The sequence below is a fragment of the Psychromonas algarum genome (genome assembly GCF_004376845.1).
Classification (GTDB): Bacteria; Pseudomonadota; Gammaproteobacteria; order Enterobacterales; family Psychromonadaceae; genus Psychromonas.
In genome coordinates this window covers 68,703-86,852 of sequence record NZ_SNUW01000011.1, presented here as the reverse complement: position 1 = coordinate 86,852, position 18,150 = coordinate 68,703, and the positions used below count along the sequence as shown (strand labels likewise).

Below are 18,150 nucleotides of genomic sequence, written 5' to 3'. Positions count from 1 at the left end.
AAATCGGTATGTAGCGCAGTTTGGTAGCGCACTGTCATGGGGTGTCAGGGGTCAGAGGTTCAAATCCTCTCATACCGACCAGCTCACTTTTTGTCCACTTTCCTCCATTTAAAGGAAGTTTCATGTCTCGTTTTTCATTACCTGAATCAAAACTATTAGAAGAAGTTCAAACCGTTTTTGAAGTGCAAAGTGCAGCTTTAACTGCGCATAGCAAACAAGTAGGGGAAGATTATCTGCAAGCACTCGAATTAATGAAAAACTGCAAAGGTAGAGTGATTGTTTGTGGCATGGGAAAATCTGGTCATATTGGTACCAAGATCGCTGCTACATTAGCTTCTGTGGGAACGCCTGCATTTTTTATGCATCCAGGTGAAGCATTCCATGGAGATTTGGGGATGGTAACCAAAGAAGATGTATTATTACTTATTTCATATAGTGGTGAAACAGATGAGTTGTTAAAAATAATCCCTTCTATTCAGCATTTTGGCAATAAAATTATTTCTATCACTGGCGGTAAAAACTCTACTTTAGCTAAAAACTCCGATGTGGTTTTAGATGCGAGCATAGAAAAAGAAACTTGCCCTAATAACCTTGCGCCAAGTACCTCAACAACATTGACGTTAGTTATTGGCGATGCATTAGCTAATACTCTGACTTTAGAAAAAGACTTTAGTCCAATGGATTTTGCTCGTTTTCATCCTGGAGGAAGTTTAGGTAAGCGTCTACTTACTTTTGTTAGGGATGAAATGCGCAGTGATAATCTACCTATCGTATCTGCAGAGACTTCAGTAACAGATGTATTAATGGTGATGACAGAAACTCGTACAGGCTTAGCTTTAGTCTTAAAGGATAATAACCTACAAGGAGTGATTACTGATGGTGATGTACGCCGCTTTTTAATTGCAGGAGAAAGTATTGTTAATAGCCAAGCAGTGCATTTAATGAATACAACTCCTCGAGTTATTTCTGCATCTGCACGTTTAACTGAAGCTGAAGAATTAATGCGAGAAAAGCATATAAAATGGTTAGTGGTAAGTGATGATGGTAAAAAAGTAGATGGAATTATTGAGTGGGCTCAATAGGTAATTACTCTGCATATCAATATTATTAACGTATTTTTGTATAAAACCACTGCTATTATTGGTGGTTTTTATACAGACAAATTTTATCTCCCCCTAATATTTTAGCTATACTTTTTTATTCATTTAAAATCATTGACTTACGTTGTGAGATATTGACTATAAAATTGAAAGTTATGTGCCTTTTTTATATTGTTTATATCCTTACATTTACAAGGTTAAATAATTAACTTATTGATATTTAACTTTATTTTCCTTTGTTTTATCTTGTTTAACTATTTTGTTTTTTATTTTTTATTTTTGAAGACTACTAATGGTTCATTTATTTTTATACTTGGTCACAAGTAAAGGGAATTGAGTTGTTATGGAAAACAACCTTCAGGATGAAGATTTAATACGGAAAGAGTTATTAAAGGAGTGTTAAAAAGGAATAGTTCAAAGTAACTCTCCATATTATTAGGAAAACACTGATTTGGATATCAGTTAAAATAAGCACTAGTTTGTGTAAAGGGAAATTAGGTTTATAGGAATTGGATGTTATTAGGACGCCTTCAGGATGAAGCGGTTGCAGTGGAACTGTTAATTAGGATCAGGAACAAGCTAAAGGATTGGTAAAAGGATTCGCTTAGGAAAAAGCATTGTCATGGAACCACAAGGGCGTGGATACTCTCAACGGAATGAATTTAAGACTATAAAAAAGGCGAGCATATTTATATGCTCGCCTTTTTCCGTTTATTTGTCCGATTCTAAAATAATTTCGTCTTTATTTGCCATAATTTAAATGCACCAAAAAAGAAAATAGACAGTGTCTCTTTTGTATCTAGTTGTACTTTCTTAGCAAATACAATTTTGATTATTAGTAGTTGAATTAAATGTACGATACAAATAAAAACAAGCAAAAAATAAGCTGCATTAGCTAATTGGCCTGGAAAAGGGAGTGCGAGGTTAATGATTAATAACCCCCATATTAAGCCCATTAATATTTTTGCTAAAGGTATAAAATAGGATGCCAATTTAGCTTCTCTTAAATAATTGATAACGTACTTGTCCCGATATTTTTTCTTTTAATAAATCCCAATTATCAGGTATAGAAAGATTTGTTAATTCATTTTCTAATTCAACATAAATAAGGGAATTATCAGCTAAATGTCCCTTCGTTTCTAATTGTTCAATACAAGGTTGAACTAAACCTTTATTAAATGGGGGGTCAATAAAAACAACGGTATATTGTTGTTTGGCTGGGGATGATAAATATGCAAGCGAATCACCTTGAATGATTTGTGCATTTTCTACTTTAAGCATGTTGATATTGGTTTGTAATTGATTTACGACTTGCTTATCAAGCTCTAAAAAAGTACAGAAATTGGCATAGCGAGATAATGCTTCGAAACCTAAACTACCACTTCCACTAAAGCAATCTAAACAATTTGCTTTTCGAATATCATGCATTAACCAATTAAAAAGTGTTTCTTTGGTGCGATCTGTTGTTGGTCGTAAACCTTGTTTATCCTTTACTGGTAACTTTTTTCCCCGCCATTGACCAGAGATCAGGCGAATAAATCCGTCATTAGTCGATTTTCTGCTTTTTTCTTGTGTTAAAGCACGTTGATTTTTGCGCATATAATTTTTAGTCCGGCAAGATAGTGTTAATATAGCGTTTCAATATGCTAGCTATTTTAGCAGGGTAAACAGGTTGTTAGTAAGGTTTTTAATTAATGTCAAAGAAGAAAGGAATGTTTTCATGGTTTTCTAGAAAATCAGTCGAGAAAACAGAACAGCAAGATAAAGATACATTACAGGAATCACTCACTAACGAAAGTGATGTAGACAAGTCTAATCAACAAGCTGAGTTAGCAGCTGCTGAAGTTGCACGACAGGCCGAGATTTTAGCAAAAGAAGAGGCTAAGTTAGCCGCCGCTGAAGTTGCACGACAGGCAGAGATTTTAGCAAAAGAAGAGGCTAAGTTAGCCGCCGCTGAAGCAGCACGACAGGCCGAGATTTTAGCCCAAAAAGAAGCTGAATTAGCCGCTGCTGAAGCTGCTCGACAGGCCGAAATTTTAGCCCAAAAAGAAGCTGAGTTAGCCGCCGCTGAAGCTGCACGACAGGCAGAGGTTTTAGCCCAAAAAGAAACTGAATTAGCAGCCGCTGAAGCTGCAAAACAGGCTGAAATATTAGCTCAAGAGCAAGATGCAAGCACTAGGAATGAAAGTGAACTTGTTGATGAGGAAAATGCAAAGCAACCTAAACAAAAAGAAAAAAAATTAGGTTTTTTTGCTCGCTTTGCGCTCGGTTTGAAGAAAACTCGTCTAAATATTGGTAGCGGATTATTATCATTATTTAAAGGCAAAAAAATAGATGATGATCTTTTTGAAGAATTAGAAGAGCAATTAATTGTTGCAGATATTGGTGTTGAAACCACTTTACGTATCATTGAAAATTTGACCGACCATGCTAATAGAAAACAACTAAAAGATGCTGAAGTCCTTTATGAGTTATTGAAAAAAGATCTATCAGATATTTTGCAAAAAGTTGAAAAACCATTAGTGATTGATGAAGATAAAAAGCCTTATGTTATTTTAATGGTAGGGGTTAATGGTGTTGGTAAAACTACAACTATTGGCAAACTTGCTAAAAAATATCAAAGTGAAGGAAAATCAGTAATGCTTGCGGCGGGTGATACATTTAGAGCTGCAGCCGTTGAACAATTACAAGTATGGGGGGAACGTAATGATATCCCTGTTATTGCTCAACAGACTGGCGCTGATAGTGCTTCTGTCTTATTTGATGCAATGGATGCTGCACACGCTCGAGGAGCAGATGTTTTAATTGCAGATACTGCGGGTCGTTTACAAAATAAAGATCATCTCATGGATGAACTTGCAAAAGTTGTACGTATTATGCGTAAAAAAGATGCAACAGCTCCACATGAAATAATGTTAACAATTGATGCTGGCACAGGTCAAAATGCAATTAGCCAAGTTAAATTGTTTCATGAAGCAGTTGGGTTAACAGGGGTTACTTTTACTAAGCTAGATGGAACAGCAAAAGGTGGGATTATTTTCTCAATTGCTGATCAATTTAAATTACCTATTCGCTATATTGGTGTTGGTGAAGGTATCGATGATTTAAGAGAGTTTAATGCAAAGGAATTTATTGATGCTCTTTTTTCTAAGGAAGATGATTCAGAACAAGGTGGAAAAATACAATGATATTATTTGAAGAGGTTAGCAAGATATATGCTGACAACCAAGTTGCTTTAAATAAAGTAGATTTCCATTTAAAACAAGGTGAAATGGCATTTTTAACCGGTCATTCAGGTTCAGGTAAAAGCACCTTGTTAAAATTAGTCAGTTTAATGGAACGCCCGACAACGGGACGAATTGTTTTAAATGGCAACGATATTAGTCATATCAAAGGTAACGATATTCCTTATCTACGTCGTCATATTGGTATGATTTTTCAGGATCATCGTTTGTTGATGAATAGAACGGTACTTGAAAATGTAGGGCTACCGTTATTGATTGAAGGTTATAGTCGTTATGAGATTAAACGTCGTAGTCTGTCTGCACTTGAAAAAGTAGGTTTATCAGGTAAAGAAAATAGTTTTCCTATTCATTTATCTGGTGGTGAACAGCAACGTGTTGGTATTGCTCGCGCTATTATTAATCAACCTCCATTATTATTAGCCGATGAACCTACGGGTAATTTAGACCCAAAATTATCGTTAGAAATTTTAAGTTTATTTGAATCATTAAATGAATTTGGTATGTCTGTATTAATCGCAACGCATGATTTAGGTCTGATTGCTAAAATGCGCTACCGCACTCTCACTTTACGTGAAGGTGAAATGATTAATGATGGCTTGTTGAGGGAACGTAATGAGTATTAATATGGAAGGAAATAAAAAGTTATCTGGCTCACCAAGAATTAATAAAGTCTCTTTAATAGGACGTATTAAATCAAGCTTAGGGCAACATACTCGTCAATTGACTGCAAGTTTTACTGAATTATGGAAAACACCTTTTGCGACAGTTATGACAATTTTGGTGTTAGGTATTGCGCTTTCATTACCTACTGTTTTTCATGTTTTGTATAAAAATGTGGAGCGCGTTAGTGGTCAATGGGACAGTGCGTCTGAAATTAGTCTTTTCTTAAAGAAAGATATTTCTGAAGAGCGTGTACAAGTATTGATCAATAAACTCAGTCTATATAAAGATATAGAAACCGTTACGTATATTTCGCGTCATCAAGCTTTAGAAGAATTTAAAGAGATGTCTGGCTTTTCAAAGGCACTTAATTATTTAGATGAAAACCCATTACCTGCGGTATTAGTGGTTATTCCTGTTAAGTCTGCCATGAATACAGCGGGCAGTAAGCTTTTGGTTGCAAAATTAGAGCGAGAACAAGATATAGATCTGGTGCGGGTTGATATTGATTGGATTGAAAAATTACAGGCTATTTTCTACCTAGTTGTTGATATTGTTATCGGCATTGCTGCTTTATTATTACTCTCTGTACTTTTAATTGTGAGTAATACTATTCGTCTTAATATCCTCAATCAGCGATCCGAAATTGAAGTGTTAAAGCTGGTTGGGGCCACCAATAGTTTTATTCAGTTGCCCTATATTTATATCGGAGCTTGGTATGGATTTTTAGGTGGCCTTATTGCTTGGTTATTTACTTTTATTTTAGTACTGTGGTTGCAGTCTGGGGTGATGAGTTTAACGGGTGTATATCAAGTTCAATTTGAAATTATTTCACTAAATTTCCAAGAGTCTGCAACTTTACTTGGTGTCGGAGCTTTGTTAGGGTTTATTGCATCATTTATCTCCGTAAAACAATATCTTGTAAAAATTGAACCGAAATAAAATGCTGCGTTAGAGAGCAATTGTAAAGAAATGTAAATTGAAGAGATCAGGCTTGATCTCTTTTTTTTTGCCTGTAATATGTGACCCATCTCACGGTGTTGGTGAGGCTGATTTAATACAGGAATTTTTATGAAAAGTATTGATATTAAGTTGCTACCAATCTCATCTCCTATATGCCAAGCATTAATTCAGGAGCAAATTGCTCTGCAAAAAAATATGGAATTAGGTAATTTAATTGCTGATTGTAAAGAAGTATTAGTTATTCGTCGTAACAATACTTTGATTGCCTATGGAACTTTTGATTTACACCATGGTCAAATGATGCGTATTAATTCTTTACATTTTAGAGATGTTTTACAAAATCATACATTAGCGCAGTATTGGTTATCACGTTATGTTAAGCGTAAACTAGAGAAAAAGTGTTATTTAAATTTTTTGATAGCTAGTTAACCTTTATTGTTAAGTTAATATATTTTATTTTCAATTTGCTACTGTATAATGAGCATCGTTATTTCTAATAAGAAAACTCCTATTTTCAAAATTTAAGTATTCAAAGGTGAAACATGAGTGAAACAATAAATTCAATGAGTCTTATTCCTCAAGGAAGTATTGGAGCCTATGTTCAATCTGTAAACTCATTTTCTAAGCTAAGCGCTGAAGAAGAGCAAGAGCTAGCAGAACGTTTATTCTATGAGGGTGATTTAGAAGCAGCTAAAAAGCTAGTTATGTCACATCTTCGTTTTGTTGCTTATATCGCTAAAAGTTATGCAGGTTATGGTTTAGCCCAAGCTGATTTAATTCAAGAAGGTAACGTAGGTTTAATGAAAGCGGTTAAACGCTTTGATCCAACCGTTGGCGTACGCCTTGTTTCTTTTGCTGTACATTGGATAAAAGCTGAAATTCATGAATATGTTATTCGTAATTGGCGTGTTGTTAAAATTGCAACGACCAAAGCACAGCGAAAATTATTTTTTAACCTTCGCAAATCTAAAAAGCGTTTAGGTTGGTTCAAAAAAGAAGAAGTAGAAGCTGTTGCTGCGGACTTAAATGTAAGTACTAAAGATGTTCTTGAAATGGAATCTCGTTTAAATGCGCAAGATCATTCATTTGATTTAAGTGTTAATGATGATGACGATAATAATTTTTCACCGATGCATTACCTAGAAGATAAAAGTGCAAGTGTAGAGACTCAGATTGAGCAAGAAAATACTGAGTCACATACTAAAGATAAATTGTATTCTGCATTATCAACATTAGATTCTCGTAGCCAAGATATCTTAAGTTCTCGTTGGTTAAGCGAACCAAAAGCGACATTACATGATTTAGCTGCACGGTATAATATTTCTGCTGAACGTGTTCGTCAGTTAGAAGCAAATGCACTTAAAAAATTAAAAACTAATATGGATTTTTAAACATTATTAGGTGAGCTGAATGCTCACCTTTTATATTCTCTTTCGATAATCTCTCGGTATTCTATGCTTACTATTGCAACTCTTGGCCCTAAAGATACATTTTCAGACCTTGCCACCAAGCAATATATTCAAGCAATACAAGAACAAAACTCAGTAGAAAATACCCATATTCAATATTATTCGACGTTATCTCAAACTTTCGAAGCGGTTGGAAATGAGTGTCAGTTAGGTGTATTACCTATAGAAAACTTGTCTGAAGGTTATGTACAAGTTGTTTTAGATCAGTTGCTTAACACTAAGTTATCAGTTATTTCTGAATTATTATTACCAATTCAGTTTTCATTTGTTGGTTTTTGTGAAGATATGTCAGAACTTCGTGATTTATATGTACAATTTGTTGCACATGGACAATGTTCTGAGTTTATTAATAGTTTAACAGGGGTGCAGGTGCATACGGCACAAAGTAATATTGAATCTTTAATTCTTGCACAAAAAAAAGGTAAAACGGCAGGGGCTATTATTCCGCAGCATGCACTTACTCATGCGCAAGATGCGAAATTAATTAATAACGATGTAACTAATTATGCAAATAACCAAACTCGTTTTTTAGTCATATCAGAAAAGCCACAACCCCGGGTTGAAGGTAAACAATATAAAACAACATTAGTGGTTAATAATAAGCAAGATTGTCCCGGCGTATTAGGGCATATTGTGAGTGCATTTGCGTTACAAAAAGTTAATTTAACCTCAATAATGTCTCGTCCTACTCGTTCTCAAATTGGTAATTACCATTTTTTTATTGATGTAGATGGGCATCAAGAAGATGCTCACATTGCAGCAGCGCTTGCGCAGATAAAAAAACAATATGCAGTGACTGTAATTGGGTCATATATTAAAGCAAATTAACGACTGCTATTATTTTTCCTAGTAATAAAAGTTTCTATATCACTTCCTTTAATATCGTTTACCTCTCACCTTTATGTTAAAAATAAGTTAATTAATTTTACACTGACTTAAAAATTGGCTATGTTTTAACTTGATTATTTTTAACACTATAACCCCTTAATAGAGTGAGTGTGAGTATGAGCAATGAAAAGGAAGTAACCCAATTAGATCAAGTTGATGCGGTACAAATACCAGTTGAAGCATTTGATTGGTATGACGAATATGCACATGGTGATATCGATAGACGAACCTTCTTAAAAAGACTTGCTGGAATGACTGGGGCAGGTATTACCTTAGCCATGCTTTCAAGTGCATTATTGCCTAACTATGCTTTAGCTGAGCAGGTTTCTTTTAACGATGAGTCAATTACAGCTAGTTACCTCACTTTCCCTTCTCCAAAAGGTTATGGCGAAGGACGAGGTTATTTTGTAACGCCTAAAAAAGTTGATGGGAAATTACCTGTTGTTTTGGTTATACATGAGAATAGGGGATTAAATCCCTATATTAAAGATGTGGCTCGCCGTTTAGCCAAAGCAGGCTTCATTGCCTTTGCCCCAGATGCTTTATACTCATTAGGTGGTTATCCTGGAAATGATGATGAAGGTAAAGTGATGCAAAAGTCACTTGATAAAAATAAAATTGAACAAGACTTTATTGCTGCTGCTACATTCTTAAAAGCCCATCCATTAAGCTCTGGAAAATTAGGTGCTGTAGGTTTTTGTTTTGGTGGTTATATTGTTAATTTATTAGCGACGAATGTTCCACAGATATTAGATGCAGGTGTTTCTTTTTATGGTACGCCAGCGGAGCAAAAGTTAAGAAAAAATATTAAATCACCATTATTAATTCAACTAGGTGAACTTGATAAAAGAGTAAATGCTTATTGGCCAGATTATGAGGTTGATTTAAAAGCAAATAACGTTGATTACACTATGTATATGTATGAAAAAGCAAATCATGGTTTCCATAATGACTCTACCGCTCGTTATGATCCAAAAATGGCTGAGTTAGCGTGGGATAGAACGTTAGCCTTCTTTACAAAGAACTTAGTTAGCGGTTAAGTATATAAAGCGAATATAAAATCATTCTCAAAAAAGAGCTGAATGACAGGTGTAATCAGCTCTTTTTACTTGGGCTTATTCTTTGCTAATTAATTGCTTAGCGTTTGACTAAAAAGACACCGGCTTCTGTATGGTGTGTATAAGGAAACTGATCAAACAATGAAAATCTTTTAATTTCATGGGTTTGAGTAAATACATCTAGGTTATTTTTAAGTGTTTCAGGGTTGCAGCTGATGTACATTATATTGTCATATTTCTGCACCATCTTAACTGTCCCATCATCAAGTCCTGCACGAGGAGGGTCAACAAAAATAGTGTTGCATTGATAGCTTGATAAATCTATACCACTTTCTTTTAAACGATTAAATTCACGAACACCATTAATCGCTTGTGTAAACTCTTCTGCAGACATACGAATAATTGCTACATTATCAATATTATTTTCAGTGATATTAAATTGTGCTGAGTGTACGGCGGGTTTTGATACTTCAGTTGCTAATACTCGCTTAAAGTTTTTAGCCAATGCTAATGAGAAGTTACCGTTACCGCAATATAACTCCAATAAATCACCTTGACTATTTCGGGTGCAATCAATTGCCCATTCCAGCATATTAATAGATACTTTAGCATTAGGCTGAGTAAAGCTATTCTCAACTTGTTGATAAGTTAACTGCTGGCCATCAACATCTAATTTTTCAATAACAAAGTCATTATCAACAATGAACTTTTGCTTTCTTGCTCGACCAATAATATTAATGGAAAAATCTTTTGATAAGCGTTCTTTTAACGCTTTAATTGCTGTTAACCATTCATCATCTAAGGGTTTATGGTAAAGCAAGCTCACCATAATTTCGCCGTTCAGACTAGATATAAAATTCGCTTGGAATAGTTTGTAGCGTAAAATAGGAGAGACTTTTAATTCTTCCACTAAACGAGGCATTAACTGGTTAATTAAAGTGCTAGCGGGTAAAAACTGATCGACGCGAATACGCGCTTTTGTTTCTTGGTCTGTCATATAAAAATACAATTCTTCATCTTCGTGCCAAACTCGAAATTGACTACGCATACGATAATGTAATTTTTCTGATGCAAAACACTCTAGTTCTGGTAATTCAAAGGTTGAAAAGAGTTCTGTAAACTGCTCTTTTTTAGCATTTAATTGTGATTCATAGTTATCCGGATCAACAAATTCTAAGCTCATTTTTACCTCTGTATTCTAACGCTATTGTTCACTATCTTTTGAATAGTACTTAAATGGAGGGGCATTCTAAAACAGGCTGTAGCTGTTGGCTAGTTAAAACCGCTAATAGCAATAAGCAGGTGAAGATCATTTTGTTTCTTTCTTTTGTTATTACAGGCTAAAATACTTTTTTTTACTTAGGAATAAGCAAGATGCCTGCAAAACGAGTACTTATATTTGATTCAGGGGTAGGTGGTTTGTCGGTATATCAACAGATCATTAAACTAACCCCTTCGATCAAATGTCATTATTTGTTTGATAATGCTTATTTTCCTTATGGTGAATTACCTCATTTACAGCTGATTAAACGACTTATTCAATTATTAAGCGAGTTTATGTCGCAGCATCCTGCCGATCTATTGGTGATTGCTTGTAACTCTGCAAGTACAGTTGCATTAGAAGCGTTACGAAAGCACTTTTCTATTCCTATCGTTGGTGTTGTGCCTGCGATTAAACCTGCTACTCTCATAACACAAAACAATGTCATTGGTTTATTGGCGACACCGGGCACAATTGAGCGAGCTTATACCACAACTTTAATTGAGCAATTTGCGACAGGAAAAACGGTATTACGAATCGGTTCAACTAAATTAGTTACCTTAGCTGAAGATAAGTTAATTGGTAAAAGCATTAACCTTAATGATGTAAAAGCCGTTGTTAGCCCTTGGCTTAAGAATGAACATAATATGCCAGATACCATTGTATTAGGTTGCACACATTTTCCATTGATAAAAGATGAGATAGAGGCATGCTTTGATCGTCCTATTTATTTTGTTGATTCAGGAGCCGCAATTGCTGTTCGCGTAAAACAATTATTAACCTTGGATCATAAAGCACTTAAACTATCCCCCTGCAATAAGACTAAGCAAGAACACCAAGCTTTTTATACAAAAAATTTTACAAATACTGAACATTTATCAACATTGAAGTGTAGTTTTGCTGAGTACTCTTTTCAGAGGATGACATTCTGTGATTTATAAACATGTGACTTTGTGTTCTGCTAAATGCGGAGAATTTTTATTTAACGGGTATTCAAGACAGTTGTTTATAAGTACCGTTATCTAACCCTTTTATTGTCCACTCCCCAATTGAATAACGAATTAAACGTAATGTCGGGAAACCAATGTTTGCAGTCATACGACGCACTTGACGATTACGACCTTCAGAGATCGTTAGACTTAACCATGTAGTAGGAATATTTGCTCGCTCGCGAATAGGCGGATAACGCTCCCAAATATCAGGATTATCCATTATTTTAGCTTTTGCAGGTAAGGTCATACCATCTTTGAGTTTGACACCTTGGCGTAATTTTTCTAAATCATGCTCAGTTGGTGCGCCTTCTACTTGAACCCAGTAAGTTTTTTCAGTTTTTTTGCCTGGTTGAGTAATGTCAGCCTGCAATTGTCCATCATTGGTTAATACTAATAAACCTTCACTATCTCTATCTAAACGACCGGCGGCATAAATATCAGGAATATCGATATAGTCTTTTAATGTTTCACGGAAGTTATTTTTATTGCCTTCATCGGTAAACTGACTTAATACGTCAAAAGGCTTATTAAATAGCACGATTTTTTGCATCGATTTAGGTAGTGTTTTTTTAGGGACAAAGGTTTTATGAGCAGATTTTTTAACATTAAAGTGAGAGTTTTTTTTAGTCTTACGTTTATTTGAATTTGAGTCTGCTTTAAATTTGTTATTACTTTTTTTGTTTGTTGGTTGATTCACTTATTATCCTTAAAGCAGTTAAAAATAGTCATTGTAGCAGAATAATTTTTCCAAGCAGTATCCACTATGAAATGTTATGTTAATCAATCTCTAACACAAGCTTCACAAATAATGATCTTGTTTTAGTTAAAATTGAATACTTGTTTAAGTGGAGCTAGATAATTTTATTTTTTTCGTTATTATATGCGCATAATTATCACATGTAACATTTTGATAACATTTTTCACGCTATTAATTCACCTCATAAATTTTTGTTAAAGGAAATAAAATGACAGATAAATCAGCAAAGATCATCTATACGCAAACAGATGAAGCACCTGCACTTGCAACTCACTCTCTATTACCAATCGTTAATGCATTTACTAAAGCAGCAAATATCGTAGTAGAAACTCGTGACATCTCTGTAGCAGCTCGAATTATTGCTAACTTCTCTGACAAGTTACCGCCAGCACAGCAACAAGCTGATACGTTAGCTGAATTAGGTGATTTAGCTAAAACACCTGAAGCAAATATTATTAAATTACCGAATGTAAGTGCCTCTATCCCACAATTACAAGCGGCAATTAAAGAATTACAAGCACATGGTTTTGACTTACCAAATTACCCTGAAGTAGCGACAACTGATGAAGAAAAAGAAACACAAGCACGTTACGCTAAAGTCTTAGGTAGTGCAGTAAACCCTGTATTACGTGAAGGTAACTCTGACCGTCGTGTTGCTGATGCTGTTAAGCAATATGCACAAGACCATCCGCACCGTATGGGCAAATGGTCTACAGAGTCTAAATCTCATGTGGCAAACATGACAGATGGCGATTTTTACAGCTCTGAGCAATCAGTTGTATTAGGTCAAAATGATGATGTTAAAATCGAATTCACTAACACTGCAGGCCAAACAAGCGTATTAAAAGCATCTACACCAGTATTAAAAGATGAAATTATTGATTCATCTCGTATGAGTGCTAAAGCGCTACGTGCTTTTTTTGAAAAAGAGATGACGGAAGCGAAAGAAAACAACATCATGCTTTCTTTACACCTTAAAGCAACCATGATGAAAGTGTCTGATCCTATTATGTTTGGTCATGCTGTAACTGTTTACTTTAAAGATGTATTTGCAAAACACGCTGACTTATTTAAAGAGCTAGGTGTTGATGAGCGCAATGGATTAGGTGATGTTTACGCTAAAATTGCTAGCTTACCTGCAGATCAAAAAGCGGTTATTGAAGCTGACATCGCTGCGGTTTACGTAACACGCCCAAGTTTAGCAATGGTTGATTCTGATAAAGGCATTACTAACTTACACGTACCAAGTGATGTGATCATCGATGCTTCTATGCCTGCTATGGTTCGTTCTAGCGGTCAAATGTGGAATGCAGAAGGTAACCTTGAAGATACTAAAGCAATGATCCCTGACCGTTGTTACTCAGGTATCTACGAAGAAACTATTAAATTTTGTCGTGAAAATGGTGCTTTTGATCCAGCAATAATGGGTAACGTATCAAACGTTGGTTTAATGGCTCAGAAAGCTGAAGAATACGGTTCACATGATAAGACATTCCAAATTACTGAAGCGGGTACGGTTAAAGTAACGGATTCTGCTGGTAACACATTAATGTCTCACGATGTTGAGGAAGGTGATATCTGGCGTATGTGTCAAGCTAAAGACATTCCAATCCGAGATTGGGTTCGTTTAGCGGTTAGTCGTGCACAAGCAACTGGCCAACCAGCAATTTTCTGGTTAGATGAAAAACGTGCTCACGATAAAAATCTAATCGCTAAGGTAAATATTTACCTTAAAGATCATGATACAAGTGGTTTAGATATCCAAATATTAGCGCCTGTTGATGCATGTAAATACACTTTACAACGTGTTAAAGAAGGTAAAAATACTATCTCTGTAACTGGTAACGTTTTACGTGATTACTTAACAGATTTATTCCCAATTTTAGAATTGGGTACAAGTGCTAAAATGCTTTCAATTGTACCGCTACTTAATGGTGGTGGCCTATTTGAAACAGGGGCTGGTGGTTCAGCTCCTAAGCATGTTCAACAGTTTACTGAAGAAAACCACTTACGTTGGGATTCTTTAGGTGAGTTCTTAGCATTAGCAGTATCAATTGAAGATATTGCAGCTAAAACAGGTAACGAAAAAGCAGTTGTTTTAGCTGAAGCGTTGCATGTAGCTAACGGTAAATTCTTAAAAGAAGATAAATCTCCTTCACGTAAAGTGGGTGAATTAGATAACCGTGGTAGTCACTTCTACCTGGCTATGTACTGGGCTGAAGCTCTTGCAACACAAACTAAAGATCTTGAGCTACAAGCGCAATTTAAACCATTAGCTGAAGTATTATTAAGCAATGAAACTGTTATTGTTCAAGAGCTTAACGATGCACAAGGTGTAACGGTTGATCTAGGTGGTTATTTCCATACAGACCCTGCGAAAGTGACTGCAGCGATGCGTCCAAGTGCAACATTAAATGCTTCAATTGATAATATTTAAGCTACTTATACCGCTTTAACCTAATCAGTTTAAAAGCCATTAAGTATTTACTTAATGGCTTTTTTGCTTTTAAGCATTATAAAAAATAAAAAGTTGAAAAATAATCGCATTTATAACGTTAGTTTTACGTTACAGTTAATACTTAGAAAATTTTATTTTAGTTAAAAGGACTGTTAATGCGCTTTACCTTGTTCAAAAAAATTCTGATATCAATGCTGTTTATTTGTACTTTGATGGTACTAGGTATGGCTTGGTTAATTAATTATAGCTTTCAATCTGGTTTAAAGAATTATGTTAATCGAGGTGAAGAAGAGAGAATGCAATTAATTGCAGAACAAATATCGCCTTATTATTCAGAACAAACAGGTTGGAAAAAGTTAACGATTGATGAATGGGAAGTAGCCGCGGCTCCTGTTTTTTTTCGTCCTGTAAAAGGAGGGGAAGAACCAAAGAAACTAGACAATCGAACTCGTCGTTTTCTTAAACGTATTGATATATTAGATGAGAGTTTCATTTCTATTTTCAATAATCGTAAACCCAAACCTCAAGATGAATTAATTAAAGTTCCTATTAAACAACAAGAAAAAACAATTGGCTGGGTTGTTACCAAAAAACACAATGCAATATCTGGTGCCTTAGAAAGAAGCTTTTATCATCAACAACAAACTCATTTTATGTGGGTTGTTTTATGGATGACATTACTTTCTTTTGTTTTAGCATGGTTATTAGTTCGTCATTTTTTAACTCCTCTGAAACGTCTAGAAAACGCAGCTTGTGCATTGCAAGAAGGCGATTATTCGACGCAAATAGAAGTCAGCGGCGAAGATGAGCTTGCCGCTTTATCAAATCGTTTTAATGAATTAAGCCGTAGTTTGTTGCATCAAAAAGAAAGTAGAGAGCAATGGCTCGCTGATATATCACACGAATTACGCACCCCTATTTCAGTCTTAAAGAGTGAGATTGAAGCAATACAAGACGGTATTCGAAAAGCAGAGCCTAAATATATTAATTCGTTACATTATCAGGTACAAAATTTGAGCGAGTTGGTGAATGATTTATATCAATTATCATTATCTGATGAAGGCATACAATTTGATTTATCGGATCGAGTTGATGTATTACAAATTATTAATACAAGTTGTGCTCAATACCAATTACGTAGTACAGAAAAAAATATTCAGTTACAGACTTCTTTTGATACAGCAGAGGCTGTTTGGATTGAAGGCGATAAAAAGTCATTAACTCAATTGCTCTCTAATTTATTAGAAAATAGTCTGCGTTATACCGACGCGCCAGGCTCATTAAAAGTACACTTAAGTTGTAGTAATAAATTGGTCAATATCTGTATTGAAGACAGTGCTCCAGGTGTCCCTGAAGAGGCATTGCCAAAGTTATTTGAACGTTTATACCGAGTAGATAAATCTCGTAGTCGTTTAAGTGGTGGCGCAGGATTAGGGTTATCTATTTGCCAAAAAATTGTACAAGCACATCAAGGTAAGATGGTTGCAACACATTCACAGCTAGGTGGATTAGCTATCACTATTAGTTTGCCACTATCAGTTGCTTCTCATAAATAAGGAATAACAATGTCTCAGCATATTTTAATCGTAGAAGACGAACAATCATTAGCACAAGTATTAGGTGAGTATCTTAATCAGTCTGGTTTTATTACTGATATTATTAATGATGGAGTGTCAGTTGTTGACTGGGTAAAAAAACATACTATTGATTTAATTATATTAGATTTAATGTTGCCAGGAAAAAATGGTTTAGATATTTATCGAGAGTTACGTACTTTTACAAATGTACCTGTAGTGATGGCAACAGCTAGAGTAGATGAAATTGATCGTTTAATTGGCTTAGAGTTAGGTGCTGACGATTATATTTGTAAACCTTATAGCCCTCGGGAAGTTGTTGTGCGAGTAAAAAATATATTACGTCGTACTCATGATGATGTAAAAGTTTCTTCACAAGTGTTGAGTATTGATGAAGCTACAATGCAAGTATTAGTCAAAGGTAAAGAAGTTAATTTAACTCGTGCTGAATTTCGTTTGTTATTTCATTTTTATCAACATCGAGATCGTGTATTTAGTCGTGATCAACTTATGTCGCAGATTTATTCCGATAATCGTATTGTGACAGATAGAACGATCGATAGTCACATTAAAAACTTACGTCGAAAAATTCAAAGTGTCGATGCAGAAGTCGATTGTATTCAATCTATCTATGGAGTTGGTTATCGCTTTGCGCTATAACGGAAGTGGTATAAGCGGCTGATTTTATTTCTTTAAATTAATTTTTTCTTTGTTATGAATTTTATGGTTGAAACAACCATTTATCTCCATTTACGCCTCGAATTAATTTTTTTCTGTGCAAAATGTAGATCTCATCGTTAATGTAATTGGTATAATGTATGGTTAAAGTAGTGCTGTTTTTTTTACTGCTACTTTATATTCTTTGTTAATGACTCTCTCTTTTTTACAGTCATTGGTTAACTCCATTTTTTCTCCATTTTTTCTTCACAATGATTCTCTATAGTTTACATATCGGCTCAACAAGGTGAGCTTTATTTAAATAAAGAGGTCAATATGAAAAAGTTATTTATATTAGGTGGTGCAGTTTTAATGGCAACAAGTTCATTAACAATGGCGGCTAATGGTCATGGTAAAGACTTTGCTAGTTTTGATAACAATAGCAACGGCGTTATTTCTGCCGATGAAGCAACTGGAAAAGTAAGTAAATTCTTTGCCAATATTGATACAGATAAAGATGGTTCAATTACAGAAGCTGAATTTGATGTAATGAAGCAAATGATGAAAGGAAAGCGAAAAGGAAAAGGGCAAAACCACTTTAAAAAGATGGATACAGATAACAATGGTGAAGTAACTGAAGCAGAATTTAATGCTGCTGTTGCTGCAATGCAAGAACGCCAAGCAGATCGAGATAAAAACCGCCCAACATTTGCTTCAATTGATACTGATGGAAATGGTCAGATTTCAAAAGAAGAGCGTCAAGCGATGAAAGAAGCTAAAAAAGCGGATAAAGAAAATAAAGGTGGTAAGCAGCATAAAGGAAGAAAAGGCGGTAAAGAAAAGCACTTAGCTAAATTTGATACTGATGGCAATGGTCAAATCTCAAAACAAGAATTTGATGCAATGACGGCAGCAAAAGAAGCGAAGCGTGCGGAACGTGAAAAAAATCGTCCTACTTTTGCAATGTTAGATGCAGATGGCAATGGTGTTATTACAAAAGAAGAGCACAAAGCATTTGTTGAACAAAAAATGGAAGAAAAAAAGGGACAAAAACAAGCAGCCAAATAG

The 18,150-nt window shown here is 35.0% G+C and carries 17 protein-coding genes and 1 tRNA gene; 14 read left to right on the top strand and 4 right to left on the bottom strand.

The features are described from left to right. Positions 1-4: 4 nt before the first annotated feature. Positions 5-81: transfer RNA gene (locus tag E2R68_RS11440), tRNA-Pro, on the top strand. A 41-nt stretch (positions 82-122) separates the two neighbouring features. Then, positions 123-1,082: a KpsF/GutQ family sugar-phosphate isomerase gene (locus E2R68_RS11435; RefSeq protein ID WP_134277820.1), complete on the top strand. Its 960-nt coding sequence runs from the start codon at positions 123-125 to the stop codon at positions 1,080-1,082. 743 nt (positions 1,083-1,825) lie between these two features. On the opposite strand, the gene E2R68_RS11430 is transcribed toward E2R68_RS11435, so the two are convergent. Together E2R68_RS11430 and rsmD are read right to left on the bottom strand one after the other, a co-directional pair. Beyond that, positions 1,826-2,092 (bottom strand): DUF1145 domain-containing protein, encoded by a 267-nt coding sequence (locus E2R68_RS11430; RefSeq protein ID WP_134277819.1) that lies wholly within the window; start codon positions 2,090-2,092, stop codon positions 1,826-1,828. Between the two features lies 1 nt (position 2,093). Then, positions 2,094-2,699 carry a 16S rRNA (guanine(966)-N(2))-methyltransferase RsmD gene (gene rsmD / locus E2R68_RS11425; RefSeq protein WP_134277818.1) on the bottom strand — a complete coding sequence of 202 codons (606 nt, stop codon included), beginning with the start codon at positions 2,697-2,699 and terminating at the stop codon, positions 2,094-2,096. A 95-nt stretch (positions 2,700-2,794) separates the two neighbouring features. Between rsmD and ftsY the strand changes: the two genes are divergently transcribed. The 7 genes from ftsY to E2R68_RS11390 all read left to right on the top strand — a co-directional run bounded on the left by ftsY (position 2,795) and on the right by E2R68_RS11390 (position 9,365). Continuing rightward, positions 2,795-4,288, top strand: a complete 1,494-nt coding sequence (gene ftsY, locus E2R68_RS11420) for a signal recognition particle-docking protein FtsY (protein ID WP_134277817.1) — start codon at positions 2,795-2,797, stop codon at positions 4,286-4,288. Next, positions 4,285-4,968, top strand: coding sequence for a cell division ATP-binding protein FtsE (ftsE, locus tag E2R68_RS11415; protein WP_134277816.1), 684 nt, complete (start codon positions 4,285-4,287; stop codon positions 4,966-4,968). Before ftsY ends, ftsE begins: the two co-directional genes overlap by 4 nt. After that, on the top strand, positions 4,958-5,947 hold the full coding sequence (gene ftsX, locus E2R68_RS11410) for a permease-like cell division protein FtsX (RefSeq protein ID WP_134277815.1): 990 nt from the start codon (positions 4,958-4,960) through the stop codon (positions 5,945-5,947). The genes ftsE and ftsX overlap by 11 nt, the downstream gene beginning before the upstream one ends. A gap of 129 nt (positions 5,948-6,076) precedes the next feature. Then, positions 6,077-6,397 carry a hypothetical protein gene (locus tag E2R68_RS11405; RefSeq protein ID WP_134277814.1) on the top strand — a complete coding sequence of 107 codons (321 nt, stop codon included), beginning with the start codon at positions 6,077-6,079 and terminating at the stop codon, positions 6,395-6,397. Between the two features lie 113 nt (positions 6,398-6,510). Then, complete coding sequence (rpoH, locus tag E2R68_RS11400; RefSeq protein WP_134277813.1) at positions 6,511-7,359, top strand: RNA polymerase sigma factor RpoH; 849 nt, start codon at positions 6,511-6,513, stop codon at positions 7,357-7,359. Positions 7,360-7,422: 63 nt separating this feature from the next. Beyond that, positions 7,423-8,265 (top strand): prephenate dehydratase, encoded by an 843-nt coding sequence (locus tag E2R68_RS11395; protein WP_134277812.1) that lies wholly within the window; start codon positions 7,423-7,425, stop codon positions 8,263-8,265. A gap of 176 nt (positions 8,266-8,441) precedes the next feature. Next, entirely contained in the window at positions 8,442-9,365 is a 924-nt protein-coding gene (locus E2R68_RS11390) for a dienelactone hydrolase family protein (RefSeq protein ID WP_134277811.1), read from the top strand. 97 nt (positions 9,366-9,462) lie between these two features. On the opposite strand, the gene trmA is transcribed toward E2R68_RS11390, so the two are convergent. After that, positions 9,463-10,566, bottom strand: coding sequence for a tRNA (uridine(54)-C5)-methyltransferase TrmA (gene trmA / locus E2R68_RS11385; RefSeq protein ID WP_134277810.1), 1,104 nt, complete (start codon positions 10,564-10,566; stop codon positions 9,463-9,465). Positions 10,567-10,757: 191 nt separating this feature from the next. Between trmA and murI the strand changes: the two genes are divergently transcribed. Beyond that, on the top strand, positions 10,758-11,585 hold the full coding sequence (gene murI, locus E2R68_RS11380; RefSeq protein WP_134277809.1) for a glutamate racemase: 828 nt from the start codon (positions 10,758-10,760) through the stop codon (positions 11,583-11,585). 52 nt (positions 11,586-11,637) lie between these two features. Here murI and E2R68_RS11375 read toward each other — a convergent pair whose 3' ends face one another. After that, a complete protein-coding gene (locus E2R68_RS11375; protein ID WP_243834667.1) occupies positions 11,638-12,333 on the bottom strand; it encodes an rRNA large subunit pseudouridine synthase E in 696 nt (231 codons plus the stop codon). A 268-nt stretch (positions 12,334-12,601) separates the two neighbouring features. On the opposite strand from E2R68_RS11375, the gene E2R68_RS11370 reads away from it, so the two are divergent. The 4 genes from E2R68_RS11370 (at position 12,602) to E2R68_RS11355 (ending at position 18,150) form a co-directional block, all read left to right on the top strand. Then, positions 12,602-14,830 (top strand): NADP-dependent isocitrate dehydrogenase, encoded by a 2,229-nt coding sequence (locus E2R68_RS11370; protein WP_134277808.1) that lies wholly within the window; start codon positions 12,602-12,604, stop codon positions 14,828-14,830. Positions 14,831-15,006: 176 nt separating this feature from the next. Beyond that, entirely contained in the window at positions 15,007-16,407 is a 1,401-nt protein-coding gene (locus E2R68_RS11365; protein ID WP_134277807.1) for an ATP-binding protein, read from the top strand. A gap of 9 nt (positions 16,408-16,416) precedes the next feature. After that, the gene (locus E2R68_RS11360; RefSeq protein WP_208380217.1) at positions 16,417-17,085 is read left to right on the top strand and encodes a response regulator; all 669 of its coding nucleotides are present in this window, start codon (positions 16,417-16,419) and stop codon (positions 17,083-17,085) included. 333 nt (positions 17,086-17,418) lie between these two features. Continuing rightward, positions 17,419-18,150 (top strand): EF-hand domain-containing protein, encoded by a 732-nt coding sequence (locus tag E2R68_RS11355; RefSeq protein ID WP_134277805.1) that lies wholly within the window; start codon positions 17,419-17,421, stop codon positions 18,148-18,150.

What these genes read in the sequence shown, in the direction of transcription:
- E2R68_RS11435 (WP_134277820.1), top strand. Translation starts at nt 123, where the DNA reads ATGTCTCGTTTTTCATTACCTGAATCAAAACTATTAGAAGAAGTTCAA.
- rsmD (WP_134277818.1), bottom strand. Translation starts at nt 2,699, where the DNA reads ATGCGCAAAAATCAACGTGCTTTAACACAAGAAAAAAGCAGAAAATCG.
- ftsY (WP_134277817.1), top strand. Translation starts at nt 2,795, where the DNA reads ATGTCAAAGAAGAAAGGAATGTTTTCATGGTTTTCTAGAAAATCAGTC.
- ftsE (WP_134277816.1), top strand. Translation starts at nt 4,285, where the DNA reads ATGATATTATTTGAAGAGGTTAGCAAGATATATGCTGACAACCAAGTT.
- ftsX (WP_134277815.1), top strand. Translation starts at nt 4,958, where the DNA reads ATGAGTATTAATATGGAAGGAAATAAAAAGTTATCTGGCTCACCAAGA.
- E2R68_RS11405 (WP_134277814.1), top strand. Translation starts at nt 6,077, where the DNA reads ATGAAAAGTATTGATATTAAGTTGCTACCAATCTCATCTCCTATATGC.
- rpoH (WP_134277813.1), top strand. Translation starts at nt 6,511, where the DNA reads ATGAGTGAAACAATAAATTCAATGAGTCTTATTCCTCAAGGAAGTATT.
- E2R68_RS11395 (WP_134277812.1), top strand. Translation starts at nt 7,423, where the DNA reads ATGCTTACTATTGCAACTCTTGGCCCTAAAGATACATTTTCAGACCTT.
- E2R68_RS11390 (WP_134277811.1), top strand. Translation starts at nt 8,442, where the DNA reads ATGAGCAATGAAAAGGAAGTAACCCAATTAGATCAAGTTGATGCGGTA.
- trmA (WP_134277810.1), bottom strand. Translation starts at nt 10,566, where the DNA reads ATGAGCTTAGAATTTGTTGATCCGGATAACTATGAATCACAATTAAAT.
- murI (WP_134277809.1), top strand. Translation starts at nt 10,758, where the DNA reads ATGCCTGCAAAACGAGTACTTATATTTGATTCAGGGGTAGGTGGTTTG.
- E2R68_RS11370 (WP_134277808.1), top strand. Translation starts at nt 12,602, where the DNA reads ATGACAGATAAATCAGCAAAGATCATCTATACGCAAACAGATGAAGCA.
- E2R68_RS11365 (WP_134277807.1), top strand. Translation starts at nt 15,007, where the DNA reads ATGCGCTTTACCTTGTTCAAAAAAATTCTGATATCAATGCTGTTTATT.
- E2R68_RS11360 (WP_208380217.1), top strand. Translation starts at nt 16,417, where the DNA reads ATGTCTCAGCATATTTTAATCGTAGAAGACGAACAATCATTAGCACAA.
- E2R68_RS11355 (WP_134277805.1), top strand. Translation starts at nt 17,419, where the DNA reads ATGAAAAAGTTATTTATATTAGGTGGTGCAGTTTTAATGGCAACAAGT.